The 22,862-nt window shown below is 65.1% G+C and carries 24 protein-coding genes and 1 tRNA gene; 14 read left to right on the top strand and 11 right to left on the bottom strand.

Features of this window, described 5'->3' with window-relative positions; all coding sequences use genetic code 11:
• Position 1 precedes the first annotated feature (1 nt).
• A complete protein-coding gene (locus IEX25_RS12765) occupies positions 2 to 961 on the top strand; it encodes a 2-hydroxyacid dehydrogenase (RefSeq protein ID WP_188715385.1) in 960 nt (319 codons plus the stop codon).
• A 51-nt stretch (positions 962 to 1,012) separates the two neighbouring features.
• Here the strand turns inward: IEX25_RS12765 and IEX25_RS12760 are convergent, their stop codons facing one another.
• Positions 1,013 to 2,383, bottom strand: a complete 1,371-nt coding sequence (locus tag IEX25_RS12760) for a dicarboxylate/amino acid:cation symporter (RefSeq protein ID WP_188715383.1) — start codon at positions 2,381 to 2,383, stop codon at positions 1,013 to 1,015.
• A gap of 188 nt (positions 2,384 to 2,571) precedes the next feature.
• Between IEX25_RS12760 and IEX25_RS12755 the strand changes: the two genes are divergently transcribed.
• Complete coding sequence (locus tag IEX25_RS12755; RefSeq protein ID WP_188715381.1) at positions 2,572 to 4,278, top strand: sensor histidine kinase; 1,707 nt, start codon at positions 2,572 to 2,574, stop codon at positions 4,276 to 4,278.
• Positions 4,275 to 5,594 (top strand): sigma-54-dependent transcriptional regulator, encoded by a 1,320-nt coding sequence (locus IEX25_RS12750; protein ID WP_188715379.1) that lies wholly within the window; start codon positions 4,275 to 4,277, stop codon positions 5,592 to 5,594. The genes IEX25_RS12755 and IEX25_RS12750 overlap by 4 nt, the downstream gene beginning before the upstream one ends.
• Here the strand turns inward: IEX25_RS12750 and cysW are convergent, their stop codons facing one another.
• The 7 genes from cysW to IEX25_RS12715 all read right to left on the bottom strand — a co-directional run bounded on the left by cysW (position 5,595) and on the right by IEX25_RS12715 (position 14,088).
• Positions 5,595 to 6,428 (bottom strand): sulfate ABC transporter permease subunit CysW, encoded by an 834-nt coding sequence (gene cysW, locus IEX25_RS12745; protein ID WP_229665175.1) that lies wholly within the window; start codon positions 6,426 to 6,428, stop codon positions 5,595 to 5,597.
• Positions 6,425 to 7,282 (bottom strand): sulfate ABC transporter permease subunit CysT, encoded by an 858-nt coding sequence (gene cysT / locus IEX25_RS12740; RefSeq protein WP_188715377.1) that lies wholly within the window; start codon positions 7,280 to 7,282, stop codon positions 6,425 to 6,427. Before cysT ends, cysW begins: the two co-directional genes overlap by 4 nt.
• Positions 7,279 to 8,274, bottom strand: coding sequence for a sulfate ABC transporter substrate-binding protein (locus IEX25_RS12735; RefSeq protein ID WP_188715375.1), 996 nt, complete (start codon positions 8,272 to 8,274; stop codon positions 7,279 to 7,281). The genes cysT and IEX25_RS12735 overlap by 4 nt, the downstream gene beginning before the upstream one ends.
• Complete coding sequence (locus IEX25_RS12730) at positions 8,271 to 9,368, bottom strand: sulfate/molybdate ABC transporter ATP-binding protein (RefSeq protein ID WP_103171099.1); 1,098 nt, start codon at positions 9,366 to 9,368, stop codon at positions 8,271 to 8,273. Before IEX25_RS12730 ends, IEX25_RS12735 begins: the two co-directional genes overlap by 4 nt.
• A gap of 202 nt (positions 9,369 to 9,570) precedes the next feature.
• Complete coding sequence (locus IEX25_RS12725) at positions 9,571 to 11,562, bottom strand: capsule polysaccharide biogenesis protein (protein ID WP_188715373.1); 1,992 nt, start codon at positions 11,560 to 11,562, stop codon at positions 9,571 to 9,573.
• 7 nt (positions 11,563 to 11,569) lie between these two features.
• The gene (locus IEX25_RS12720; protein ID WP_370463865.1) at positions 11,570 to 12,670 is read right to left on the bottom strand and encodes a polysaccharide biosynthesis/export family protein; all 1,101 of its coding nucleotides are present in this window, start codon (positions 12,668 to 12,670) and stop codon (positions 11,570 to 11,572) included.
• 140 nt (positions 12,671 to 12,810) lie between these two features.
• Positions 12,811 to 14,088: a capsule polysaccharide biogenesis protein gene (locus tag IEX25_RS12715; protein ID WP_188715371.1), complete on the bottom strand. Its 1,278-nt coding sequence runs from the start codon at positions 14,086 to 14,088 to the stop codon at positions 12,811 to 12,813.
• Positions 14,089 to 14,245: 157 nt separating this feature from the next.
• On the opposite strand from IEX25_RS12715, the gene IEX25_RS12710 reads away from it, so the two are divergent.
• The 5 genes from IEX25_RS12710 (at position 14,246) to IEX25_RS12690 (ending at position 17,968) form a co-directional block, all read left to right on the top strand.
• Positions 14,246 to 14,863: a riboflavin synthase gene (locus IEX25_RS12710; protein WP_188715369.1), complete on the top strand. Its 618-nt coding sequence runs from the start codon at positions 14,246 to 14,248 to the stop codon at positions 14,861 to 14,863.
• A 53-nt stretch (positions 14,864 to 14,916) separates the two neighbouring features.
• Entirely contained in the window at positions 14,917 to 15,405 is a 489-nt protein-coding gene (gene nusB, locus IEX25_RS12705) for a transcription antitermination factor NusB (protein WP_188715367.1), read from the top strand.
• A gap of 76 nt (positions 15,406 to 15,481) precedes the next feature.
• Positions 15,482 to 15,787, top strand: a complete 306-nt coding sequence (locus IEX25_RS12700; RefSeq protein WP_229665173.1) for a hypothetical protein — start codon at positions 15,482 to 15,484, stop codon at positions 15,785 to 15,787.
• A 409-nt stretch (positions 15,788 to 16,196) separates the two neighbouring features.
• Positions 16,197 to 17,168 carry a DUF481 domain-containing protein gene (locus IEX25_RS12695; RefSeq protein WP_188715363.1) on the top strand — a complete coding sequence of 324 codons (972 nt, stop codon included), beginning with the start codon at positions 16,197 to 16,199 and terminating at the stop codon, positions 17,166 to 17,168.
• Positions 17,169 to 17,512: 344 nt separating this feature from the next.
• A complete protein-coding gene (locus tag IEX25_RS12690) occupies positions 17,513 to 17,968 on the top strand; it encodes an MmcB family DNA repair protein (protein ID WP_158247935.1) in 456 nt (151 codons plus the stop codon).
• Here IEX25_RS12690 and IEX25_RS12685 read toward each other — a convergent pair.
• Complete coding sequence (locus IEX25_RS12685; protein WP_103171308.1) at positions 17,949 to 18,167, bottom strand: DUF6324 family protein; 219 nt, start codon at positions 18,165 to 18,167, stop codon at positions 17,949 to 17,951. The two genes, IEX25_RS12690 and IEX25_RS12685, sit on opposite strands and share 20 nt — an antisense overlap.
• 100 nt (positions 18,168 to 18,267) lie before the next feature.
• On the opposite strand from IEX25_RS12685, the gene IEX25_RS12680 reads away from it, so the two are divergent.
• From IEX25_RS12680 to IEX25_RS12670, 3 genes are all read left to right on the top strand, one after another.
• Positions 18,268 to 18,344 (top strand) — tRNA-His (locus IEX25_RS12680).
• A 134-nt stretch (positions 18,345 to 18,478) separates the two neighbouring features.
• Positions 18,479 to 18,883, top strand: a complete 405-nt coding sequence (locus tag IEX25_RS12675) for an ElaB/YgaM/YqjD family protein (protein WP_229665171.1) — start codon at positions 18,479 to 18,481, stop codon at positions 18,881 to 18,883.
• Between the two features lie 10 nt (positions 18,884 to 18,893).
• The gene (locus tag IEX25_RS12670) at positions 18,894 to 19,547 is read left to right on the top strand and encodes a phage holin family protein (protein WP_188715360.1); all 654 of its coding nucleotides are present in this window, start codon (positions 18,894 to 18,896) and stop codon (positions 19,545 to 19,547) included.
• Between the two features lie 45 nt (positions 19,548 to 19,592).
• Here the strand turns inward: IEX25_RS12670 and grxD are convergent, their stop codons facing one another.
• Both grxD and IEX25_RS12660 read right to left on the bottom strand, forming a co-directional pair.
• Positions 19,593 to 19,955 (bottom strand): Grx4 family monothiol glutaredoxin, encoded by a 363-nt coding sequence (grxD, locus tag IEX25_RS12665; RefSeq protein ID WP_188715358.1) that lies wholly within the window; start codon positions 19,953 to 19,955, stop codon positions 19,593 to 19,595.
• A 43-nt stretch (positions 19,956 to 19,998) separates the two neighbouring features.
• The gene (locus IEX25_RS12660) at positions 19,999 to 20,241 is read right to left on the bottom strand and encodes a BolA/IbaG family iron-sulfur metabolism protein (protein WP_103171110.1); all 243 of its coding nucleotides are present in this window, start codon (positions 20,239 to 20,241) and stop codon (positions 19,999 to 20,001) included.
• Positions 20,242 to 20,710: 469 nt separating this feature from the next.
• Between IEX25_RS12660 and IEX25_RS12655 the strand changes: the two genes are divergently transcribed.
• Genes IEX25_RS12655 through IEX25_RS12645 form a run of 3 tightly spaced genes read left to right on the top strand, consistent with a single transcriptional unit; the run spans position 20,711 to position 22,821 of the window.
• Complete coding sequence (locus tag IEX25_RS12655; RefSeq protein WP_268236151.1) at positions 20,711 to 21,448, top strand: phosphatidylserine decarboxylase; 738 nt, start codon at positions 20,711 to 20,713, stop codon at positions 21,446 to 21,448.
• A gap of 2 nt (positions 21,449 to 21,450) precedes the next feature.
• Positions 21,451 to 22,203, top strand: coding sequence for a CDP-alcohol phosphatidyltransferase family protein (locus IEX25_RS12650; RefSeq protein ID WP_188715355.1), 753 nt, complete (start codon positions 21,451 to 21,453; stop codon positions 22,201 to 22,203).
• Positions 22,204 to 22,821, top strand: a complete 618-nt coding sequence (locus tag IEX25_RS12645) for a class I SAM-dependent methyltransferase (protein ID WP_188715353.1) — start codon at positions 22,204 to 22,206, stop codon at positions 22,819 to 22,821.
• Positions 22,822 to 22,862: the final 41 nt, after the last annotated feature.

Genomic DNA, 22,862 nt, shown 5'->3' with positions numbered 1-22,862 from the left:
CATGGCCCATGTCGTCCTTCTTGACCCGGCCGCGCCCGAACGTCTGGACCGCATCCGGCCCTTCCTGCCGCAAGGATGGGTGCTGACCGCCGCAGCATCCCGTGATCCGAAGGATCAGCTTGCCGCGCTGCAAGGCGCCAGCTTTGCGATCAGCGGCGACATGCCGGTGACGGACCAGATGTTCGCCACGCGGGGGCTGCGGGCGGTTCACAAATGGGGCGTCGGCTATGACGGGATCGACCTGGATGCGGCCCGGCGGCATGGCGTGCGCGTGTTGCGCACGACCGGATCAAATGCCGTTGCGGTGGCGGAAACGACCCTGGGCCTGATCCTTGCGGTGAACCGCAACATCGTGCGCGGCCATGTCGGTATCCTGAACGGCGGCTGGCCCAAGGGACAGGTCGGACCGACCTCGACCACGCTGTCGGGACGTACGGTGGGCATCGTCGGCATGGGTTACATCGGCAAGGCCCTAGCCCGGCTGCTGCGGGGCTTTGGCTGCCCGGTCCTTTACACCAAGCGCACCCCCCTGCCGCAGCCCGAGGAGGCGGACCTGAACGCCTGCTTCGCGCCGCTGGACGACCTGCTGGCGGCATCCGACGTGGTCACGCTGAACTGCGACCTGAACGACAGCACCCGCGACCTGATCGACGCCCGCCGCCTGGCGCTGATGAAGCCCGACGCGATCCTGGTCAATGCCGCGCGCGGGGGCGTGTTGGTCGAGGGCGACCTGGCCGACGCGATCCGCCAAGGCCGGCTGCGCGGGGCGGGGATCGACGTGTTCTCGGTCGAGCCGATCACGCCCGACAATCCGCTGCTGGGGCTGGACCGGGTGGTGCTGACGCCGCATCTTGGCGCGCTGGATGCGGCAGGTTTCGCGCCCACCATCATGCGGATGATGGAAAACCTGCTGGCGGTCCACCAGGGCATTCCGCCGCGCGATATCGACGTTCTCGTCTGACGAAAAAAGGCACCGCATCGCTGCGGTGCCCTTGCGTTCCCGAGGGAAGGATCAGTCGGCGCTGCGTTCGCCCAGTTGCAGCCCGGCGGGGTGCAAGGCAAGGCCAGTCACGGGCGCGGCCGGGCTGTCGGGTTCGCGCCCACCCATCACGGCGTCGAACGTCTCGCGGTCAAGCGCGCCCTGCCAGCGGCTGACGACCACGGTGGCGACGGCGTTGCCGATGAAGTTGGTGATCGACCGGCATTCCGACATGAAGCGGTCCACGCCCAGGATCAGCGCCATCCCGGCGACCGGAACGGTTGGGACGACCGACAAGGTGGCGGCCAGGGTGATGAAGCCCGCGCCGGTGACGCCCGCCGCACCCTTGGACGACAGCATCGCGACCAGCAGCAGCAGCACCTGCTGTTGCAGCGACAGGTCGGTGTTGGTGGCTTGGGCGATGAACAGCGCGGCCAGCGTCATGTAGATGTTGGTGCCGTCCAGGTTGAAGCTGTATCCGGTCGGCACGACCAATCCCACCACGGGACGGGCGCAGCCTGCCTTCTCCATCTTTTCCATCAGCGAGGGCAGCGCGGATTCCGACGACGAGGTGCCCAGCACCAGCAGGATTTCCGCCTTGAGATACGAGATCAGCCGGAAGATCGAGAAGCCGTTGGCAAGGCAGACGGCCCCCAGGACCACGATCACGAACATGGCCGAGGTCAGGTAGAACGTCCCCACCAGCATCGCCAGGTTCATGATCGACGCGATGCCGTATTTGCCGATGGTGAAGGCAAAGGCCCCGAAGGCGCCGATGGGGGCGGCCTTCATCAGGATGTCCACCACGCGGAAGATCGCGAAGCTGGCCGATTCCAGGATGTTCAGCACCGGCTTGCCCTTGTCGCCGACCAGGATCAGGCCGACGCCGAACAGGATCGCCACGAACAGCACCTGCAGGATGTTGCCTTCCACGAAGGCCGACACCAGCGTCGTGGGGATGATGTCCATGACGAAGCCGGTCAGCGACGTCTCGTGCGCCTTTTCGGTATAGGTCGCCACCGCCCCTGAATCCAGGCTGGCCGGGTCGATGTTCATCCCCGATCCCGGCTGGACGACGTTCGCCACGATCAGGCCCACGATCAGCGCCAGCGTCGAGAAGGTCAGGAAATAGGCGAAGGCCTTGCCCACGACCGAACCCACGCCGCGCAGCGAACCCATCCCCGCAAGGCCGGTCACGATGGTCAGGAAGATCACCGGCGCGATGATCATCTTGACCAGCTTGATGAAGGCGTCGCCCAGCGGCTTCAGCGCCTCGCCGGTTTCGGGATAGAAGTGTCCCAGCAACGCGCCAGCCGCGATGGCGATGATGACCTGGAAATAGAGGTGGTGATAGAACGGCCTCTTTTCGTGGGCCACGGGCTGCGCGGAAGTGTCCAGCTGCATGGAAAGGCCTCCTCCTGCCTTGGATGTCGTTTGGATGAAGGACATTCTAGAACGTGGGCAGGGCAGCCCAAAAAACTTGCTGCATGGCTGCAATGCGCTGAAAACATGACTGTTTTTGCAGAGCGGCATGGGGAATATGTGTGGTTTTCCGCACAGGCCCAAGCTGCTAGTGTGGGATCTGAAACACCATGCGGGGACAGGAAGGCGTGCGCGATACGCAGCACAGATCGTCGGTTGCCAGCGATTCGCCGGTCTTGCCGCGCGTTGCGGGATGGCTGGCGATCCTGCTGGCCATGGCCTTTCTGGTGCTGGTGCCCGCCACCGCCTTCTGGGTGATCCGGGCCGGGGCATTGGAGGATCTGCGTGCCGAAGGTCTGGCGGCGGCGCAGTCCCGCGCGCTGACGCTGGAAAGCATCCTTGACCGGCAACGGTCCGTCGTGGCGATCCTGGCCGACGACGCGGTGGTCAAGGCCGCGCTGCGACGCGAGTTCGACGAAGGCGACGCGGTGTCGGCCAAGCTGGAACGCTTGCGCGAGGAGACGCAAAGCTCGGTCATGTATCTGATGGAGGACACCGGCCATACCATCGCCGCGTCGAACTGGAACATGCCGGACAGCTTCGTGGGCCACGACTACAGCTTTCGCAACTATTTCAGGCAGGCGCTGACCCAGGCCACGGCCATGGAATTCGCGCTTGGCACCGTCAGCGGCCAGCCGGGGTTGTATCTGTCCCATGACGTGCGGGACGGCGACGCGCTTCTTGGGGTGGTCGTTGTCAAGATGGAATTCGACACGTTGGAGGCGGCCTGGGCGCGCAGCCCGAACGCGACCCATGTGACCGAGGCAGAGGGCCGCGTCATCATTACCACCGACCCGCATCTTCGGTTCACCACCACGCCGCCCGCCGTGCCCGACAGCCTGGCGATCACCCTTCCGGTGCGGGGAACGGGATGGACGCTGTCCATGCACATGCCGACCCGGGAAGCAGACCAGACAGCCGCCTATGCCGCAGGCGCTGCGGGCCTGGCGACGCTGCTGCTGATGGCGCTTGCCGACCAGGCCCGCCGCGCGCGCCTTCGCGCCGCCCGCAAGGCCCGCGCCGACCGCACCCATCGCGCGGAACTGGAACGTGCCGTGGCCGAACGCACCCGCGACCTGTCCGAGGAGATACGCGAACGCCAGCTGGCCCAGCAACGTTTGTCGCAGATGCAGGCGGACCTTGTGCAGGCCAACAAGCTGGCCACCATGGGCCAGATCACCGCCGGCGTCGCGCACGAGATCAACCAGCCGCTGGCCACGATCCGCCTGCTGGCCGAAAACGGACAGGCGATGCTGCCGGACGGACCGGCAGGCGACAACCTTGCCCGGATCGCGCGCATGACGGACCGGATCGGCCAGATCACCGACCAGCTTCGCGGCTTTGCCCGCAAGGCCACCGGAGAGGTGGGGGCCGTTCCCCTGCGTTCGGCGATCGACGCATCGCTGATGCTGACCACAAGCCGGCGCAAGGCGGGCGACATGCCGGTTCATCTGCCCGCCATCCCGGACAGCCTTGCGGTCCTGGGCGAACGGGTGCGGGTGGAACAGATCCTGGTCAACCTGCTGGCAAACGCCTTCGAGGCGCAGGAGGGCCGTGTCGATCCCTGGATCCGCATCGGGGTCGAGGAGGATGGCGACCATGTCGCGCTGACGGTGTCGGACAACGGTCCCGGTCTTTCGCCCCAGGTGATCGCGCAGCTTTTCGCCCCCTTTGCCACCAGCAAGGCCCAGGGGCTTGGGCTGGGGCTTGTGATTTCCCGCGACATCGCGCGTGACCTTGGGGGCGAACTGATCGCCGAGGCCCCGGTGACGGGTCAGGGGGCAACCTTCCGCCTGACCCTGAGGAAAGCGGCATGACCGGACTGGTGCGCCTGGTGGATGACGACGAAGACCTGCGCGCGGCACAGGTTCAGACCTTGCAGATGGCGGGTTTGCAGGTCGAGGATTTCGGCCTTGCCGAGGATGCGCTGAAGGGGGTGACGCGTGATTATCCGGGCGTGCTGCTGTCCGATGTGCGGATGCCCGGCATGGACGGGCTGCAACTGTTTCAGCGCCTGCACGCGATCGACGCCGACCTGCCGGTGATCCTTTTGACCGGGCATGGCGACGTGCCCATGGCGGTGGCGGCGCTGAAGGCCGGGGCGTATGATTTCCTGACCAAGCCCGTGTCGCGCGATGTGTTGCTGGCTGCGGTGAACCGGGCGGTGTCGGCCCGCGCCCTGATCCTTGAAAACCGCCAGTTGCGACAGGCAAGCCATGACGCCTCGGACGGCTTTCCCGAACTTGCGGGCGGCAGCGAGGTGATGGTCCATCTGCGCGCCGCCCTGGACCGCGTGGCCGTCGCCGAGGGCAGCGTGCTTCTGACCGGCCCGCAGGGTGTGGGCAAGCTGTCGGTTGCCCGCGCGATCCACCGCCAGGGCCCGCGGCGCGCCCGCCCCTTTGTGCATCTGGCCTGCGATGCCTTGGACGAGGCCCGGTTCGATGCCGATCTGCTGGGCAGCGATGCCCCGGGTCCGCGCGGCACCCGGCAGGTCGGGCAACTGGAACGGGCGCAGCGTGGCGTGTTGTTCCTGGACCGCGTGGATGCCTTGACGCCGCCGATGCAGGCGCGGCTGGCCGCGATCCTTGAGGCGGGCGAGTTCTGGCCCGCTGGCGCCGCAGCCGCCCGGCCGATGGATGTGCAGCTTCTCGCCTCGACCACGGTTGATCCGGCGCGCTTGGGCGAAGGCCCCTTCGATGCGCGCCTGTTCTATCGCTTGTCGGGCACCGTCCTGCCGGTTCCTTCGCTGGCAGAACGGCGCGAGGATATCCCGGCGCTGTATCGTCATTTCCTGCTGGCGGCCTGCGCCCGGCTGGACCGGCCCGCGCCCGAACTGACCGGGGCGGTCAAGGCGCGGCTGTCGGGGCATGGCTGGCCCGGCAACCTGCCGGAACTGCGCGGCTTTGCCGAAAGCCAGGCCATCGGCGTGACCCCCTTCGAGGCAGGGGACGACGGCGATCCGCCAGGCCTTTCGGATCTGGTCGCGGCATACGAGCGAGAGTTGATCCGCGACGCCCTGCGCCTTTCAGGGGGCAATGCCACGGCGGCGATGGGGCGGCTGCAACTGCCGCGCAAGACCTTTTACGACAAGCTGGCCCGCCACGGGATCAAGCCCACCGATTTCCGCCGCTGATCAGCGGGTCCGGCCCTCGATGATGGTTTTCAGGACCAGCACCACAAGCGCGATCAGCGTCAGGGTGGAGGCCGCCGCAAAGGCGCCGACGATGTTCAGGTCGTTGAACAGCAGTTCGATCTGCAAGGGCAGGGTGTTCGTCTGCCCCCGGATCGCCCCCGACACCACCGACACCGCGCCGAATTCCCCGACCGCCCGCGCCGTCGCAAGGACCGCCCCGTAAAGCAGCGCCCAGCGGATGTTGGGCAGGGTCACCCGGCGAAACACCTGCCAGCCGGATGCGCCAAGGGTCAGTGCCGCCTGTTCCTGTTCCGACCCCTGGGCCTGCATCAGCGGCAGGACCTCGCGCGCGACAAAGGGTCCGGTCACGAACAGCGTCACCAGGACGATGCCTGGCAGCGCGAACAGGATCTTGATGTCGCCCGCCGCCAAGGTGGGCCCAAGCAGCCCCTGACGCCCATACAGCAGCAGATAGCACACCCCGGCGATGATGGGCGAAATCGAAAACGGCAGTTCGATGATCGTCAGCAGCAGCTTGCGGCCCGGAAAGGTGAACCGCGCGATCAGCCAGGCGGCGCTGATACCGACGACAAGGTTGATGGGCAGCGTGATCACCGCCACCACCGTGGTCAGCCAGATCGCGTGCAGCGTGTCGGGCGCCATGATGTTCTGCGCGAAGACCGCAAAGCCCTGCGACAGCGCGCGCCAGAAGATATAGGCCAGCGGCACTACGACGATGAACAGCGTCAGCGCCACGGCCAGACCGATCAGCAGCAAGGGCGCGCGGCGATCCTGCCGCGGAGCAAGGGTTGCGGGGGTGGCTGCGGGCATCATGCCGGAACCCTCCGCCGCGTCAGCCGGGCTTGCAGCCAATTCGACAGGGCCAGCAGCACAAGCGCGATGGCGACCAGGGTCAGGGCGATGGCGGCCGCGCCGTTGTAATCATATTCCTCAAGCCGGATCACGGCCAGAAGCGAGGCGATCTCGGTCTTCATGGGCAGGTTGCCCGCAATGAAAATGACGGCGCCGAATTCACCCAGCGACCGGGCAAAGGCGATGGTGGTGCCGATCAGGAAGGCGGGCAGGATGGCCGGAAAGATCACGCGCGCGAAGATCTGGAAGGGCGTCGCGCCCAGCGTGCGGGCCGCTTCCTCCTGGCTGTGGTCAAGATCCTCAAGGATCGGCTGCACGGTGCGCACGACGAAGGGAATGGACGTGAAGGTCATCGCGATCGCCACGCCCCAGATCGTATAGACGACCGAGATCCCGGCAGGCGCCAGGATCGCGCCATACCAGCCGTTTTCGGAAAACAGCGCCGTCAGCGCCAGGCCGGCCACGGCGGTCGGAAGGGCGAAGGGGATATCCATCATCGCGTCCAGCAGCCGACGCCCCGGAAAGCGATACCGGACCAGCACCCATGCCATCAGCAAGCCATAGAGCGCGTTGAAAACCGTCGCCAGCGCGGCGGCGGTGATGGTCAGCCGCAGCGCGGCCAAGGTGCGGGGGGCGGTCACGATGTCCCAGAAGCGGACGGGACCGATCTCGGCCCCCTTCAGCACCAGGGCGATCACGGGCAAAAGGACGATGATGCCGACATAGGTCAGCGTCAGGCCCATGGTCAGGCCAAAGCCCGGAAGCACACGCTTCTGCCGTCTCGCCGGGGCGTCGATGACCGCCGCAACGCTCATTGGTTCACGAACACGGAATCAAGGATGCCGCCTTCGGCGAAGTGTTCCTCCTGGACCTTGTCCCAGCCGCCGAAGACGTCCTCGACCGTGACCAGTTTCACGTCGGGGAAGTTCGCGGCGAATTCGGCGGTGATCGCGTCGTCATGCACGCGGTTGAAGTTCTGGGCCAGGATGCGCTGCGCCTCGGGGGAATAAAGGAAGTCGAGATAGGCCTTCGACACCTCGGCCGTGCCCTTGCTTTCGGCATTCTCGGTGACGATGGCCACCGGGAACTCGGCCAGGACCGACATGGACGGCGTGACCCGTTCCAGTTTCGCATCGGCGTACTGGCGGGCGATGCCGCCGGTCTCGGCCTCGAAGGTGATCAGGACGTCGCCCAGGCCTCGTTCGGCAAAGGTTGCGGTCGCGGCGCGGCCGCCCTGGTCGAAGACCGGGACATTGGCAAAGATCTTCTTCACGAACTCCTGCGCCGCGGCCTGGTCGCCGTTGTTCTTCTCCAGCCCATAGGCATAGGCCGCCAGATAGGTATAGCGCGCATTGCCGCTGGTCTTGGGGTTCGGGAAGATCACCTGCACGCCTTCGGCCGCCAGGTCGTCCCAGTCGCCGATGTTCTTCGGATTGCCTTCGCGCACCAGGAAGGCCGGCAGCGAGTAGTAAGGCGAGGCCTGGTTCGGAAATGCGTCGCGCCAGTTTTCATCGACCATGCCGCCTTCGGCCAGGACGTCGATGTCGGTGACCTGGTTGAAGGTCACGACATCGGCGGGCAGGCCTTCCAAGATCGCGCGGGCCTGCTTCGACGAACCGCCATGCGACTGGTCGATGGTCACGCTGCGGCCGGTTTCGGCCTGCCACTTCTCGGCGAAGACGGGGTTCAGTTCGGCGAACAGTTCGCGTGCGATGTCATAGGACACGTTCAGGATGGCGTCCTGCGCGGCGACAGGGCTGGCAAGGCCCAGCACAAGGGCAAGGGCGGTGGTCAAGCGGGTTTTCACGGGCGGGCCTCCTTGAGGGTCATCGGGGTATGGATCGGCTGGGCAGGCTGTTGCCCGCTGCCGGGGAAGATCTGGCCTGCCACGGCACGCAACGCGACGGGCTGGCCCTGGCGCAGGTCGCGGCCGTCGCGGCGCGGCACCTCGGATTCGATACGGCAGCCTGTGCCGTCCTCGGCCACGATGCGCAGAAGGGCGCCCGTCGTCGCCATTTCGGCCACGCGGAAGGGCGCCTGGGGATCGGGAACAGGCAGGATGTCGGCAGGCCGCAGGAACAGCGTCGCGGGACCGTCGGGAATGGCGCGGCGGGGCAGGGCGGCCAGATCCAGGCCGGCCGCATGTGCCCGGCCCGCGCGCATCGTCACCGGAAGTTCGACCGTCAGGCCCAGGAAGCGGGCGACAAAGGGCGTGGCGGGATGGTCATAGATCTCGTCCGGCTGGCCGGTCTGTTCAATGACGCCGCCGTTCATCACGACCACCCGGTCGGCCAGTTCGAACGCCTCCTCCTGGTCATGGGTGACGAAGATGGTGGTGGTGCCCGCGCTGTCGTGGACGCCGCGCAGCCAGCGGCGCAGGTCGCGGCGGACCTGGGCGTCAAGCGCGCCGAAAGGTTCGTCCAGCAGCAGGACGCGCGGCTCGATCGCCATGGCGCGGCCCAGTGCGACGCGCTGGCGTTGCCCGCCCGACAGTTCCGCCGGATAACGGTCGGCAAGTCCGCCGATCTGCAGAAAGGCCAGCAGCCGGTCCACGGTGGCGGCGATCTGCGTCTTGCCGGGCCGTTCGGACCGGGGCAGGACCGACAGGCCGAAGGCGATGTTGTCCCGCACCGTCATGTGCGGAAACAGGGCATAGTGCTGGAAAACAAAGCCGATGCGGCGTTCGGCGGCAGATTTCCCCAGCCAGTCCGCGCCGTCAAAGGACAGCGTCCCCGCATCGGGCCAGTCCAGCCCCGCGATGATGCGGAGCAGCGTCGTCTTGCCCGACCCGGACGGACCCAGCAGCGCGATCAGTTCCCCCTGCCGCACCTGCAAGTCGATGCCGCGCAGAACCTGGGTCGCGCCGAAGCGCCGGGCAAGATGCGAGATGGCAAGGGTCATGGGCCGACTTTCCTGTTTGCCGGCAAGAGTTAACAACAGGGCATGGACTTGCCAAGGAACGCGGCCTTGCGTTGATGGGCGGTACCGGAGAACGGCGTTCCGCATCAACGGGGCTTGGAAAAATCCTTGTCCTGCCCAGGCTGAACGACACAGGTGACGTTCGGAAAGAAGCGGCGGCCCGACGACAATTTTCCTTTTTCGCTCAGCGCCGCCATATCCAAGCTTGTCCGGCATAGGTCCCCTGCAGCTTGGCCAGAAGGCGCAGGGCTGGCGGGCGCGGGCTCATGCCCCCGCGCAGCCGGTCCACGGCGACCTCCACCGGGCAAGGCAGGCCGGTCACGGGGTCGCGATAGCGCGGATAGGCGATCAGGCAGGCATGGACCAAGCCCGCCAGATCGGGCCGCGCAGTGCGGCGCGGAGGCACCGGGCCAAGGTCGCGCGTCAGCCCCCAGCCTGCATAGAAGGGGGCGCCCAGGGTCGTCACGGGGACACCCCGCAACAGCGCCTCGAACCCCAGGGTCGAGGTGATGGTCCAGACCTCGTCCACATGGGCCAGCAGGGCGATGGGATCGGCGGCGACCGCCACCTCGTCTGCAAGGGGCATTGCCATGACGGTGCCGGGGCGCAGGCCGACTTCAACATCGGGATGGGGCTTGAAGATCAGATGCGCATCCGGGTTTTCGCGGCGCACACGGGCAAGCAGATCAAGGTTCGTGCGTTCCGCCCCGGCCCCCAGACGAATGGATGCGTCGTCTTCGACCTGACCGGGCACCAGGATCCGCCTGCGGTCGGTCGGGACAGGGCAATAGCCGCCGGGAAGGTTGTATTTCGACAAGCCCGCCGTGCGGATCGCCGCAATCAGGCGTGCGGCGCGGGTGTTGCCGCCAGGGGGCGGCCCCGACGCGACCAGGCGTTCCAGCCGGCTTTCGCGGGTCGGATCATAATAGATGCCAAGATCGTCGGCCACCAGCGACAAGGGAGGCGTCAGTGCCGCCCCCAGCCCGCGGGAACGCAGGAACCCATCCTCGACCCGGATCGCGCCCGGCACCGAGGCAGCCTTGCCCGCCCAGGCCAGCGTGACTTCCGGCGATGGCCGCGCCGCAAAGCGCACGCCCGCGCCGTCCCCGAAGGCGCGCGCAATGGCGGGGCGTTTCCACAAGCGCATCCCATAGGCCAGATGTCCGTCCCGATCCTGGCGAAAGGCTTTCGCCTCGGCCTCGATCTGGTCCAGGGCAGTTTCGAAGTCGCACAGCCGGTCGCGGCAGGGGTCGTACCAGACCGGAGCCAGAAGATGACTGGCGGCGAACAGGGCTTCCACCGTGGCCGGGCCGCGCCGTCCAGGGGGCAGGGGAATTTCGTCCTGCGTCAGGTCCCAGCCGGCATAGAAAGGCTGGCCGAACAGGCGCGGCCTGTGACCGGCCAGGATCGCCTCGTACCCCAGTTGAGAGCTGACGGAATAGACGGCCCGGGCGTTTTCCAGCAGCCGCCAGGGCGAGATTTCCTGGTCGCACAGCATCTCGCCCGGCCTGAGGTCAGTGCGGTCCAGATGACCCGGGCGCAGGCCGTGGATCGTTTCGGGGTGGCTGCGCAGCAGGATGGGGCGGCCGGGGTGTTCGCGCCGGGCGGCATCCAGCATGGCTAGGAACCGCTCCCGCCCCGCACCCATCAGCGACGCATCGCCGCGCGTCTGGTCGATCACCAGGACATAGCCGGGTTCAGGCGCGGACAGTTCGGCACGATGCGCGTTGTATTTCGACAGATCCGCCGACCGCAGGCGGGCGATGCCGTCACGGGCGCGCTGTTCCAGCCCTGCTGTCCGACCCCGGACGATCAGGCTTTCGATCAACGAAGGCCGGGAAGGGTCGAAGTGCAGACCCAGCGGGTCGATCAGCAAGCCTATCGGTCCGCGCCGGGCGACATGACCCCGCGCGCGGCCCGGCAGGACGGATCGGAGAAACGCATCCTCGACCGTGACCAGGCCTGCGCCGGTGCGGCGTGCGACGGCACGATCGCGCCAGGCCGTCGGGCTGGCGCCCCAGATCGCCACGCGGTCGTCCCCGCCCGGCAGGCCCAGCCGCAGGTCCCATCCTGCAAGCGACAGGATGCGCCGCAGGCGCGCGCCGCGCCAGAATCCGGCATTGAACGCGAAAAGCCGCCGGGTTTTTTCACCGGCGGCTTTCAGATCGTCGGTCATCCGCGCGTCACTGGGTCAGGTTCTGCAGCGAGTTCGCCGAATTGATCGGCCCTATCAGCGCGGCCAGCCGCTTCTGCCACTGAACATAGGGCGCTTCGGTCACATAGACCGTGTCCCCGTCCCGGATCAGGAAGTCGCGCGCCAGAAACAGCCCGTTGGGCCGCGTCAGGTCCAGCACATAGGCGATGCGCTGCGATCCGGACACGGTCTTGCCCAGCACGCGGGACGCGACCGATTCCGGCTCATCCCGCAGGATGAAGACACCGGTCGGATCGGCCAGGTTGGAGTTCAGGCCGCCCACCATGGCCACGGCTTCGACCCCGTTGATCATCTCGTTCCCCAGGGGAACGCGGGTCTGGCCGCCAAGCGCGCCCAAGGCGGTGAAGCTGCGCTGATCCTCCTCGACCAGGATGACATCGCCGGGGCGCAGCGCGATGTCGTTGCTGGCGTTGGAATACAGATCCGTCAGCCAGACCTTGCCATTGTCGTTGCCGCGCTTGACGGTGATGACGGCGATCTCGGGTTCGATCGACACGCCGCCCGCCCGCGCCAGCATGGCCGACAACGTCCGGGTCGGGCGTTCGATCGGATAGACGCCCTGTGCCGTCACCTTGCCCATGACCGACACCGTGGCACCGTCGCCCGCCACGCGGGCCACCGTCACCTGCGGGTCGGGGGTCTGCGTCGCCAGCCGTTCGGTGATGATCTGCCGCAACTGGTCGGGCGTGTTGCCCGCCGCCTGCACCCGGCCCGCATAGGGCACGAAGATATAGCCGCCGCTGTCCACCTGGATTTCCTGCAAGGCGGTCGAACTGGCCCCAAGCGAGGTCAGCAGCCCGTCATCGACGTTTTCCCAGATGGCCAGGCCCAGCACGTCGCCGGCCCGAATCTCGTCCGCGCCGACCTGCCCGGCGCGCAGGAAGCTGTTGGAAAAGCCATAGGACGGGGCGAAGTTCGTGGCACGGGCGACATGATCGTTCACATAGATCACATGCGTGTTGCCGCCCTTTTCGACAGCACCCGAATAGATCTCGTTCTTGCTTGGGCCGGAACGCGGCAGGCTGCATGCCGCAAGCAATGTCATGGCGGCGATCAGGACCATGCGCATGGCCACGCCCGCCCCTGGACGGGCAGGAGAAAGCTTCACTGTCACCTCTCAAAAACTCCTGTTCCTTGGCCCGGACTTGACGTCCGGTTGTGCGCGCAATCTAGACTGGGCGGGACGCGGACGCCACACATTCCTGAACCCTAGTCCAGAACTTCGCCGATCTGCTGGCGACGGTGGAAGCGCCCAGAGGCGAGGGCCTGGTACGGATCCTCGGGTGCCAGGATCAGGTCTGCGACCAGCCGCAGCGCATGGGCGCGGGACCGGCGTGAATAGAACCCCCCCGGCACCTGACTGGTCTGCAGCAGGTAATTGCGGAAGATGCGATATGCGGTGGTGTCCGGCTGCTGGGGATGGGCCAGGAAATCGGACAGGGACTGACCCGACACCAGCCCCGGCTTGCAATAAACCGCGCGGCCCAGGGCCTTGACGGGCAGGCCGCGCCACAGCGCCTGCTGGGCTGCGGTCGAGTTCACGGTGATGATCGCGCGGGCGTGGGCCATCATGTCGGCCAGCTTGCCGCCGCGGAAGTAATGCACCCTGTCTGACACCCCGTGCCGTTCAGCGATCTCCCGGATCGACCTGCGGTTCCTGGCCCGCCCGTCCTCCAGCGGATGCGCCTTGAACAGCAGGTGTTGATGGCGGGGCGCGGAACGGGCGAATTCCGCGATGACCCGTTCGACGAAATCCCTGTTCCCGGCGAAGGGGGAATGGCCCAGCATGTTCGAATCATGCTCCAGTTGCATCGGCACCAGCAGATAGGGGTGGCCCGACAGCCGGAAGCGTCGCCACTGGACCGCACGGGTCAGCGAATGAAACGGCGTCAGCATCAGCCGGACCAGGTTCAGCCGGAATTCGTGAAAGACGGGAAGCGAGCGATGGCTGGCGAACTGGCGATAGCGGCGGTTCGCAACCAGGACGAGGAAGTGATAAAAGGCGCCATAGGCCTTGTGCTGGCGCATGTCGCCCCAATGGGCGGGCGGGTGGCGGATCTCGGCCGTCGTGTCGCGCAAGGTGGCCCGCATGTCCGAAAGCGAAATGTCCAGCAAGGCCGAATGGCCGTTCGAGCCGCCGCGTTCATAGCTGATCCAGAAGGGACGCAGATAGCCTTCCTCGAAGACGTGCAGCCGCAGGTTCCCGGCCTGCGCCGCCATGCGCGCGGCGGCATGGATGGGACGCACGTCGCCGTAAAGGACGATATCCGTCACCCCTTTTTCGGCGATGATCCGGTCCAGATGCGCGGGCCAGTCGGCCCCGCTGCCCGTGTGGCGCAGCAGATGCGCGGGGTCGGACCAGAAGAATTCGTCCCCTGCGTTGAAGGCGCAGCGCCAGACCTGCGCACCTGACGCGCGCAGCAGCCGGCCCAGGCGGTCGAAGAAGGGTCCGTGCGGACCCTGCAGCAGCAGAAACACACGCGACACGCGCTGAGGCGCGGCGGATGTTCGAGACGATGTGTGACGATCCTGAAGCACGACCCCCTCCTGTCAGCAGCGCGGCAGGGGCAGACGGCGGAGCGTACGATGCTTGCGCTGAAATACGCTATCGCCTAGGTCTTTGCCGAAGGAAAGAGGTTTTGGCGTGTTCACAGGCATCATCACGGATATCGGCACGGTCGCAACAGTCGAGATGCGCGGCGACATGCGCGCCCGGATCGACTGCGGCTATGACATGGCGACCGTCGATATGGGCGCCTCGATCGCGTGCGACGGAGTTTGCCTGACGGTGGTGGACAAGGGGCAGGGGTGGTTCGCGGTCGATATCTCGGCCGAGACGCTGTCCAAGACGAATATCGGCGCGGAGGGCTGGCAGGTTGGAAAGCGCCTGAACCTTGAACGCGCGCTGCGGGTGGGCGACGAACTGGGCGGCCATATCGTCAGCGGGCATGTCGATGGCGTGGCCCGCGTGATCGCCATGCAGGACGAAGGCGACAGCCTGCGCCTGACCTTCGAGGCCCCGGCCGCCTTGGCCCGGTATATCGCGCCCAAGGGCTCGGTCGCGCTGAACGGCACCTCGCTGACCGTGAACGAGGTCGAGGGCAATCGCTTCGGCGTCAATCTGATCCCGCATACCCGGCAGGTGACAACCTGGGGCGCGGTCGCCCAGGGCGATGCCGTCAACCTCGAGATCGACACCCTGGCCCGCTATGTCGCCCGCCTGGCCGAGGCCATGGGCGCGCCCCTGCCTTCCGGGGCTTGACGCGGGGCGGCTTTCGTTCCATTGCAGCCGGTCTTTGTGCAAGGCCTGATCCCATGAACCCGAACGACGACAAGCCGACCGACAAGCGCGCCGACCGCCGGGCGAAAAGCAGCGGGGCGCGTTTCTATGCGGTTCAAGCCCTTTATCAGATGGAAGCAGCCGGCCAGTCCGCCGACCGCGTGATGCGGGAATTCGAGATCCATCGCCTGGGCGCCGAGGATGAGGACGGCCAATACCTGCCCGCAGACGAAGGATTGTTCGGCCGCATCGTGGATTCGGCGGTGAACTGGCAGTCGCGGATCGACCAGGCGACGGACCGGGGCCTGGTCGCGAAATGGCCGATCGACCGGATCGATCCGGTTCTGCGCGCTCTGTTCCGCGCGGCGGGCGCCGAACTCGTGACGCCGCAAACCCCGCCCAGGGTCGTCATCACCGAATATGTACGGTTGGCGGAAGCCTTCTTCCCCGATGGCCGAGAGCCGAAGTTCGTCAATGCCGTGCTGGACCACGTCGCCCGCGAACTGCGTCCCGAGGCTTTCTGACCCAGCGATTTTTCCTGCATTTCTGGCGCGGATGCCCTATATGTTAGGCTTCTGCCTTATGGGGTCCGCCATGCCGATGATGGTTCGCGTCTATATTCGCAGTGTCCTGATCGGCGCTGCACTGGCCTGTTGCTTCGTTGCCGCCCTGTTGGCCCTGGATGTGGGGCATCTGCGCCACCTGATCCTCAACAGCCCGTCGGGCTGGCTGGCCCTGTGCATGCTGGTGTTCTTCAACGCCATCGTCTTCGCAGGCGTCCAGTTTGCGATTGTCGTGATGATGCAGGCGGAAACGCCCCCTTCTACAGGCAGGCGCGCCTGGATCTTACGTCCCAGGATGGTCGCCGTTCCGCAAAGATCCGTCGCACGCGCAGGTCGAAAATAGCGGCAACGTGCAGGTCTGACACGAAAGGTTGATTATCGTGTCGATTATGCAACAGATTGCATAAATGACCCATCTTGAAAAACTGCCCTCCGAATAGGCAGTCACGGCTTTATTGCAGAGGTCGGGTCAGCCCGGGATTATCTTCTTTTGCGTAGCAGGATACTTTTATTTAGATGCGTTAACTACTTCAGGGAATAGGTATTCGGTTCCCTGTGAAGTCATCAACACCATGTTTCAGCATGATTTTGCCTACTACCTGCCGCGCCGCTGACCCTCACGTTTTCGGGAAGCTGTCATGATTCTCGGGGGTCTGTGAACCAAGGACAGGTGGTATTACTTCATCTTTCGCAGAGATGCTCTGGCGTCCGAACGGCGTTCAGAACAACCAAACTCAGCTCGTGAGGATGAGATGAAGAAAATTACGCTGCTGACCGGCTCCGCCGCGCTGATGGCCGCCCTTTCCGCCCCGGCCTTCGCCCAGACCGAGATTGCCGCTGGCGCGGACGCCACCGGCATTTCCGGCATCAACGACCGCATCATCGATGTCGAGGACGCCGTCCAGGACGACTTCGACCGCGACAACGATGACGCGCGCTTCGGCAACCCGGATCGTCGCGAAGGGCTGTTCGGCTCGCTTGCTCTGACCTATGCGGGCAGCACCGGCAACGACGAAAGCCAGGACTTCTCGCTGGCGGGCCGCGTGTCGAACAACGCCGGTCCCTGGCAGCAGTCGGTCGGCATGTTGCTTGAATTCGGCGAAGACGAAGACGGCGACAAGGACAAGGAAGAAGTGTCGGTCATCTATGATGGCGCCTACTACTTCAACGACCGCTTCTATGCCTTCGTCCTGGGCCGTTTCAGCATCGACGGTCTGGCAAACGGGGACGAATACGATCCTACAAACCCCGCCGGCGATGCCGACGTCGCAGATGACCTGGGCGACTTCGCCCGTGACGGCTTCATCGGCGTGGGTCCGGGCTATCGCGTGATCAACACCGAACAGACCGCATGGCGCGTTCAGGCCGGTATCGGTTACCGCTATACCCAGACCGGCGCGCAGAAGTCGGGCTTCGATCTGGTGGATCCGGATGGCGACGGCGTCTTTGTCCGCGAAGAAGTCACGGATTCGTCCGACAGCGGCGTCGGCTACATCGTGTCGTCGCGCCTGTACCACCGCTTCAACGACATGGTCTTCATCACCAACGACACCGACTATCTGTCGTCGGAAGATTCGGATGACGTGATCACCAACCAGTTCGGCGTGAACTTCCAGATGTCGGATCAGCTGGCGACGCGCGTCAGCTATACCACCGAATACCAGGAAAACCGTCCGATCCGCACGGACAACACCTTGGGCGTTTCGGTCGTTTACGGCTTCTAAGTCAAGCGACGGACAAGCGAACGAAGGGCGGCCCGCAAGGCCGCCCTTTTCGCATGGAAAAACCGCCGCTGCGGGGCAGGGCGGTTTCAACTGGTGGCGGGAACCGCAGCAACCGCGGCAGCACGAGATTTCCCGAAAGCCTGGATTACCAGGTGGGCGCCGGATAACGAGACCAGGGTCACGCCAGAGCCAGCCCCCTCGGAAAGATTATAGGCCAGTGGAAAAATGGCCACACGCGAGAAGAGCAGAAACCCGCCATCCCGGAAGATAGGCACGGGCCAGGGGCGGTTCAAGCGGGTTGAAGGATGTTTCCTCTTCGTTCTATAAGAACCGTCATGACACAGATGGATCCGACCCTTCCGGCGATGCCGGGCCAACGTCTTGCGCGCGGCGTCGGGCGGCTGCTGCGCAGCATGGATCATGCGGTCCTGACTGAATTCACGCCGGTCCGCGGCTTGCGGGTCGATGTCATCAGCATGGGGCCAAAAGGCGAATTCTGGATCATCGAATGCAAGAGCTGCCGCGCCGACTTCATGGGCGACCGCAAGTGGCAGGGGTATGTCGAATGGTGCGACCGCTATTTCTGGGCCGTCGATTGCGACTTCCCGTCCGAACTGTTGCCACCCGATACAGGCCTGATCTGCGCCGATGCCTATGGGGCTGAGATCCAGCGCATGGCGCCGGAAACGCGGCTGGCGGGGGCACGCCGCAGCAGGATCATGCGCGATTTCGCCCGCGCCTCGGCCCTGCGGCTGCAGGGCCTGACGGATCCCGACGCGTTCAGCGCCGGGGCTTTTTAGGCTTTCCCCCGGTCTTGCCCATGTCGCGCGCCGCTTCGGCGGCCGCCAGCAATTCCTCGGCGATCTCGGTCGCTTCCTCGGGATCGAAGTCCAGGGGCAGGTCAACCCCTTCTGCCTCGACATAGATCCGCACCATCCCTTGGTCGGTGGGGCCGATCTGGAGATTGGCTGCGATGTCGCTCTGGCTGTTGATGCCCATGACCATTATCCTTCTGTGATGGCTTTCTGTATCCCGCGTGCGATTTCACGGCAAGACGGGCTTGCAACGGGGTCAAACCGGCGTTAGAGAACGCATCCGTGCCGCCTTAGCTCAGTTGGTTAGAGCGCTAGATTGTGGATCTAGAGGTCCCCCGTTCGAGCCGGGGAGGCGGTACCATCCTTCCAAGCCCTTGCGTTCAGTTATTCTTTCCGTTCTCGGAACAATGGCCATGTTCGGCGTGTTTAGGTTCCGATGGTGACAACACACCGGAGGACATTGACATGGCTGAATACAATCCCACCTCAAATGACATGAAGAAAGACGCCACGGCTGCCGGGCAGCAGGCGAAGAAGGATCTGAACGAAGGCGCCAAGAAGGTCGGCGACGACATCCGCGATACTGCCGACAAGATGTCGCAGAACTCTGCCGCAGGCAGCCTGAAGGACCGCGGCGCGGAAATGGCCCAGACCGCTCGCGATACGGCGCAGGACTATGTCGAGCGCGCCCGTGAGGCTGGCGGAGAATATGCAGGCCGCGCCAGGGCCGAGGCCGAGCGTCTTTACCAGACCAGCCAGCAGAGAGCGTCGGAAGTCGCCCATTACGCCGAGGAGCGTTATGACGAGGTGTCCGTAATGGTGCGGCGCAATCCTGCGCAAGCCCTGGGCATCGCCGCCGGCATCGGCTTCCTTGTCGGCCTGATCCTGGCCCGTCGCTGAGGACGTTTCCATGTTCGACTATGCGCAGCGTCTTCAACTGGCTCTCAAGGACACGGCGCGTCGGTCTGCGATGAAGGTGGTGGCCGGGCTTGTCCTGGCCATTGCCGCAGGCTTTCTCATCGCCGCCCTTTGGTCGTTTCTTGCGCATGATCTGGACTGGGGTCCGGCCTTGGCATCCCTGGGCGTGGCCGTGCTGTTCATCCTGATCGGCGTCGTGCTGTTCGTCATGTCCAAGCGGACCCAGCACGAAATGCCGACCAAGGAGGACCTGCGCAAGGAGGTCGAGGCACGCGTCACCCTTGCCACCGACGCTGCCGTCGAACGGGCGCGGGCGGAGGCCGACCGGATGCTGGACAAGGCCGGCAACAAGGTCAGTTCCCTCATGGACGAGGCCAGCTATCGCGCCAACAAGCTGGCGGACGATACCGAGCGCCGGGTCTTCGGCGCGGCCAGGAACGCGGCACAGGCCGTCGGCTTCACCCCGGGCAACATCCAGACAGTGCGCCACAAGGTGGAAGACGCAAGGGACACCCTGTCACGCGCGAACAGCAGCAATGCTGCCAGCATGGCAAAGCTGATCGGAGCCTTTGCAATCGGCGTCACGCTTGCCTCGAAGTTGCGGGAACAGCAGGATGACGACGATTACGAAGACGACATCCTGTGAAAAAGGGCCGCCTTGGGCGGCCCTTTTGATGTCATGTCTAGATCGTCAGGCGTTCGCTTCGCGGATCTTGTCCGCTGCGGCCTTGTCGTAACCCACGCCTTTCTGATCGAAAAGCTGATCCAGTTCGCCCGAAAGGGTCATCTCGGTCACGATGTCGCAGCCGCCGACGAATTCGCCTTTGACATACAGTTGCGGGATCGTCGGCCAGTCCGAGAAATCCTTGATACCCTGGCGGATGTCGTCGTCAGCCAGCACGTTCACGTCGCGGTAATCGACGCCCATGTAGTTCAGAACCCCTGCCACACGGCTGGAGAATCCGCACTGGGGCATTTCCTTGGTCCCCTTCATGAACAAGACCACATCGGCATTGTCCACGATTCCTTGAATCTTGTCAGTTACTTCTGTCATCTCTTTCATCCTGTGTCTGATGGTCTGGCCAAGGGGCAGGTCCTCAGTCAGGCGCTTTGGTGGTCAATGCCAGGGCGTGCAGCTCACCCGATTTCCCCGCCATCTTGTCCTGAAGGGCGGCATAGACGGCGCGCTGCTGCTGGACACGGTTCTGACCCCGGAAGCTTTCGTCGATCACCTCGGCCGCGTAATGGTTTCCGTCGCCTGCAAGATCGGTGATCGTGATTTGCGCGTTGGGAAATGCCGCCCGTATGAGGGCTTCGATGTCATGGGCTTCCATGGCCATGGGGATGTCCTTCTGCCTTTGCTTCCCAGATGTAGGGGAAGGGGAAAGGTCCCGCAAGGCCAACAAAAAACGGCCGCGTGGGACGCGGCCGTTTCAGATGCAGGGGTCGATCAATTGGCGGTGGCGGCACCGACGGTTCCACCGACGACCGCTCCGGCGGGACCGGCAATGACCGCCCCCCCCAGGCCGCCGGTCGCGGCTCTTTCGGTAGCGTTGTCACCACAGGCCGCAAGAACAAAAAGCATGCCGCCGCACAAGCTTGCCGTCAAAACTCGCATCAGATCATCCTTTTCCAGGCGCCTTGTTGCGCTCCTGTTCGAGAAAGCGTCAGGTGACGCAAAAGTTCCGCAGCGGCTGGAACCTGCACACCTTTTCTCCGATGCGGCGCTAGCTGGCGGGACGGTGCCTGGTGGGCAATGTCGCAACCGGGCAGAAAAGCGTCGTCTTCGTTTGACCCCATTTTGCCGGGCTGCTATGCGCGCCGGACCGTCAACGGCAGCAGGACAACCGACGCATGACCATGTGGGGCACTTTCCTCAAGCCGATGCACCCGGAGGGATTCCGGTTCCTGCCGATCTTCGCGCTTGTGACCTTGGGGTTCTTTTTCTTGTGGGAGCCGCTGGGTTGGATCGGGGTGGGGCTGACGGTCTGGTGCTATTACTTCTTTCGCGATCCGCGACGGGCGGTGCCGCAGGCCGAGGGCCTGATCGTCAGCCCCGCCGACGGTGTTGTCTCGCTGATCGAGGAAGCGGTGCCACCGGCCGAACTGGGGATGGAGCCCGTTGCGCTGACACGCGTCAGCGTCTTCATGTCGGTGTTCAATTGCCATGTGAACCGCGCACCCATCGCAGGTCGCGTGCTGGCGGTGGCCTATCGCCCCGGGCGGTTCTTCAATGCCTCGCTGGACAAGGCCAGCGACCTGAACGAACGCAACGGGCTTTGCCTGGAACTGGCTGACGGCCGACAATTGGCTGTCGTGCAGATCGCCGGCCTTGTGGCGCGTCGAATTCTGTGCTGGACCAAGAAGGACCAGGACCTGAGGACGGGCGAGCGTTTCGGGCTGATCCGCTTCGGGTCGCGGCTTGATGTCTATCTGCCGCCGGAGGTGACCCCCTTGGTCGCCATCGGTCAGACGATGGTCGCGGGCGAAACCGTCATCGCCGAACTTGGCCTTGCCGGGCCTGCGCGTCCTGCACGGATGGACTGACGATGAGCCAGCACCCGGATCGCCGCCCTCGATTGTCCGTGGTGCAGTTGCTGCCGAATATCCTGACGCTTGCGGCGCTTTGCGCAGGTCTGACGGCAATCCGCCTTGCCGGCGTGGAAGAATTCGACCGGGCAGCGGCCTTGATCATCCTTGCCGCGGTGCTTGACGGCCTGGACGGACGCCTGGCGCGTCGGCTGAGAAGCGAAAGCGCCATGGGGGCCGAACTCGACTCGCTTTGCGATTTCGTCAATTTCGGCGTGGCCCCGGTTCTTGTGCTTCACTTCTGGGCCTATGGGGGTGCCGGAGGATTGGGATGGATCGCCGCCCTGGTCTATGCGACGGCCTGCGCCCTGCGGCTGGCGCGCTTCAACATCAGCAGTCGGGATGCGCTTGCATCGGCCATGCCCAAGACGTCCTTTACAGGGGTTCCGTCGCCCGCTGGGGCGATGCTGGCCCTGCTGCCGATCTTCGTTGCCAATCTGATTCCCGGCGCGGTCCTGCCCGGTCCTGCTTCCGCTTTCTGGATCGTCGTTGTCGCGGCCCTGATGGTCAGCCGTCTGCCCACGCCGGCCATCCGCCCCGTCCGGGTCCGCCCCGACCAGGCACGCCTTCTTCTGATCGGGGCGGTGGCAGTGGGGGCGGCACTGCTGACCTATCCCTGGTTGACACTGGTGCTGTTGGACCTTGCTTATCTGCTGCTGCTCTTGGCCGGATGGATCCGGCTTCGGCGGCGTCAGTCACAAAAGGACGCATGAATGGAGTTGCAGGCTGTCGAGAGATCCTATGCCCGCTGGGCGCCGATCTATGACCGGACCTTCGGCGCGGTGACGAATGCCGGACGCCACAGGGCCACCGCGCTTCTGAGCGAGATGGGCGGTTCGGTCCTGGAGATCGGCGTGGGCACCGGCCTTGCCCTGCGCCACTATGGCCCGAAGGTGAAAGTGACGGGCGTCGATTACAGCGCCGAGATGCTGGAAAAGGCACGGGCAAAGGTGGACGCCGAAAACCTTGCGAATGTGGCTGCACTCTACCGGATGGACGCACGCGAACTGGCCTTCCCGGACAACAGCTTCGATCACGTTGCAGCCATGCATGTGATCTCGGTGGTGCCCGATCCCGAAAAGGTCATGTCCGAAATCGCCCGGGTGGTTCGCCCTGGGGGAAGCGTCGTCATCGTCAACCATTTCGCCCGGACAAGCGGCGCCATCGCCTTGGCCGAACGGATTGCCGCGCCCCTTGCGGACCTCCTGGGCTGGCATTCCGATTTCGACCGTTCCCGGGTGCTCGGCGAAGCGAGCCTGACATTGATGGAGGAACGCACCTTGCCGCCACTGGGCATGATGACCCTGATGCGGCTGGTCAAGAACGGCTGACGCTGGTGTCAGGCCTGCGTGACAGTGGTAAGCAGGCTGCC

Origin of the sequence: Paracoccus acridae (assembly GCF_014642735.1) — a bacterium.
Taxonomy (GTDB): Bacteria; Pseudomonadota; Alphaproteobacteria; order Rhodobacterales; family Rhodobacteraceae; genus Paracoccus; species Paracoccus acridae.
This window is presented reverse-complemented; position numbering and strand designations above follow the sequence as displayed.

Excerpts from the sequence above, each read along its gene's own strand:
- IEX25_RS12765 (WP_188715385.1), top strand. The coding sequence starts at position 2 with ATGGCCCATGTCGTCCTTCTTGACCCGGCCGCGCCCGAACGTCTGGAC.
- IEX25_RS12760 (WP_188715383.1), bottom strand. The coding sequence starts at position 2,383 with ATGCAGCTGGACACTTCCGCGCAGCCCGTGGCCCACGAAAAGAGGCCG.
- IEX25_RS12755 (WP_188715381.1), top strand. The coding sequence starts at position 2,572 with ATGCGGGGACAGGAAGGCGTGCGCGATACGCAGCACAGATCGTCGGTT.
- IEX25_RS12750 (WP_188715379.1), top strand. The coding sequence starts at position 4,275 with ATGACCGGACTGGTGCGCCTGGTGGATGACGACGAAGACCTGCGCGCG.
- cysW (WP_229665175.1), bottom strand. The coding sequence starts at position 6,428 with ATGATGCCCGCAGCCACCCCCGCAACCCTTGCTCCGCGGCAGGATCGC.
- cysT (WP_188715377.1), bottom strand. The coding sequence starts at position 7,282 with ATGAGCGTTGCGGCGGTCATCGACGCCCCGGCGAGACGGCAGAAGCGT.
- IEX25_RS12730 (WP_103171099.1), bottom strand. The coding sequence starts at position 9,368 with ATGACCCTTGCCATCTCGCATCTTGCCCGGCGCTTCGGCGCGACCCAG.
- IEX25_RS12725 (WP_188715373.1), bottom strand. The coding sequence starts at position 11,562 with ATGACCGACGATCTGAAAGCCGCCGGTGAAAAAACCCGGCGGCTTTTC.
- IEX25_RS12720 (WP_370463865.1), bottom strand. The coding sequence starts at position 12,670 with ATGCGCATGGTCCTGATCGCCGCCATGACATTGCTTGCGGCATGCAGC.
- nusB (WP_188715367.1), top strand. The coding sequence starts at position 14,917 with ATGAACCCGAACGACGACAAGCCGACCGACAAGCGCGCCGACCGCCGG.
- IEX25_RS12700 (WP_229665173.1), top strand. The coding sequence starts at position 15,482 with ATGATGGTTCGCGTCTATATTCGCAGTGTCCTGATCGGCGCTGCACTG.
- IEX25_RS12695 (WP_188715363.1), top strand. The coding sequence starts at position 16,197 with ATGAAGAAAATTACGCTGCTGACCGGCTCCGCCGCGCTGATGGCCGCC.
- IEX25_RS12690 (WP_158247935.1), top strand. The coding sequence starts at position 17,513 with ATGGATCCGACCCTTCCGGCGATGCCGGGCCAACGTCTTGCGCGCGGC.
- IEX25_RS12685 (WP_103171308.1), bottom strand. The coding sequence starts at position 18,167 with ATGGGCATCAACAGCCAGAGCGACATCGCAGCCAATCTCCAGATCGGC.
- IEX25_RS12675 (WP_229665171.1), top strand. The coding sequence starts at position 18,479 with ATGAAGAAAGACGCCACGGCTGCCGGGCAGCAGGCGAAGAAGGATCTG.
- IEX25_RS12670 (WP_188715360.1), top strand. The coding sequence starts at position 18,894 with ATGTTCGACTATGCGCAGCGTCTTCAACTGGCTCTCAAGGACACGGCG.
- grxD (WP_188715358.1), bottom strand. The coding sequence starts at position 19,955 with ATGACAGAAGTAACTGACAAGATTCAAGGAATCGTGGACAATGCCGAT.
- IEX25_RS12660 (WP_103171110.1), bottom strand. The coding sequence starts at position 20,241 with ATGGCCATGGAAGCCCATGACATCGAAGCCCTCATACGGGCGGCATTT.
- IEX25_RS12650 (WP_188715355.1), top strand. The coding sequence starts at position 21,451 with ATGAGCCAGCACCCGGATCGCCGCCCTCGATTGTCCGTGGTGCAGTTG.
- IEX25_RS12645 (WP_188715353.1), top strand. The coding sequence starts at position 22,204 with ATGGAGTTGCAGGCTGTCGAGAGATCCTATGCCCGCTGGGCGCCGATC.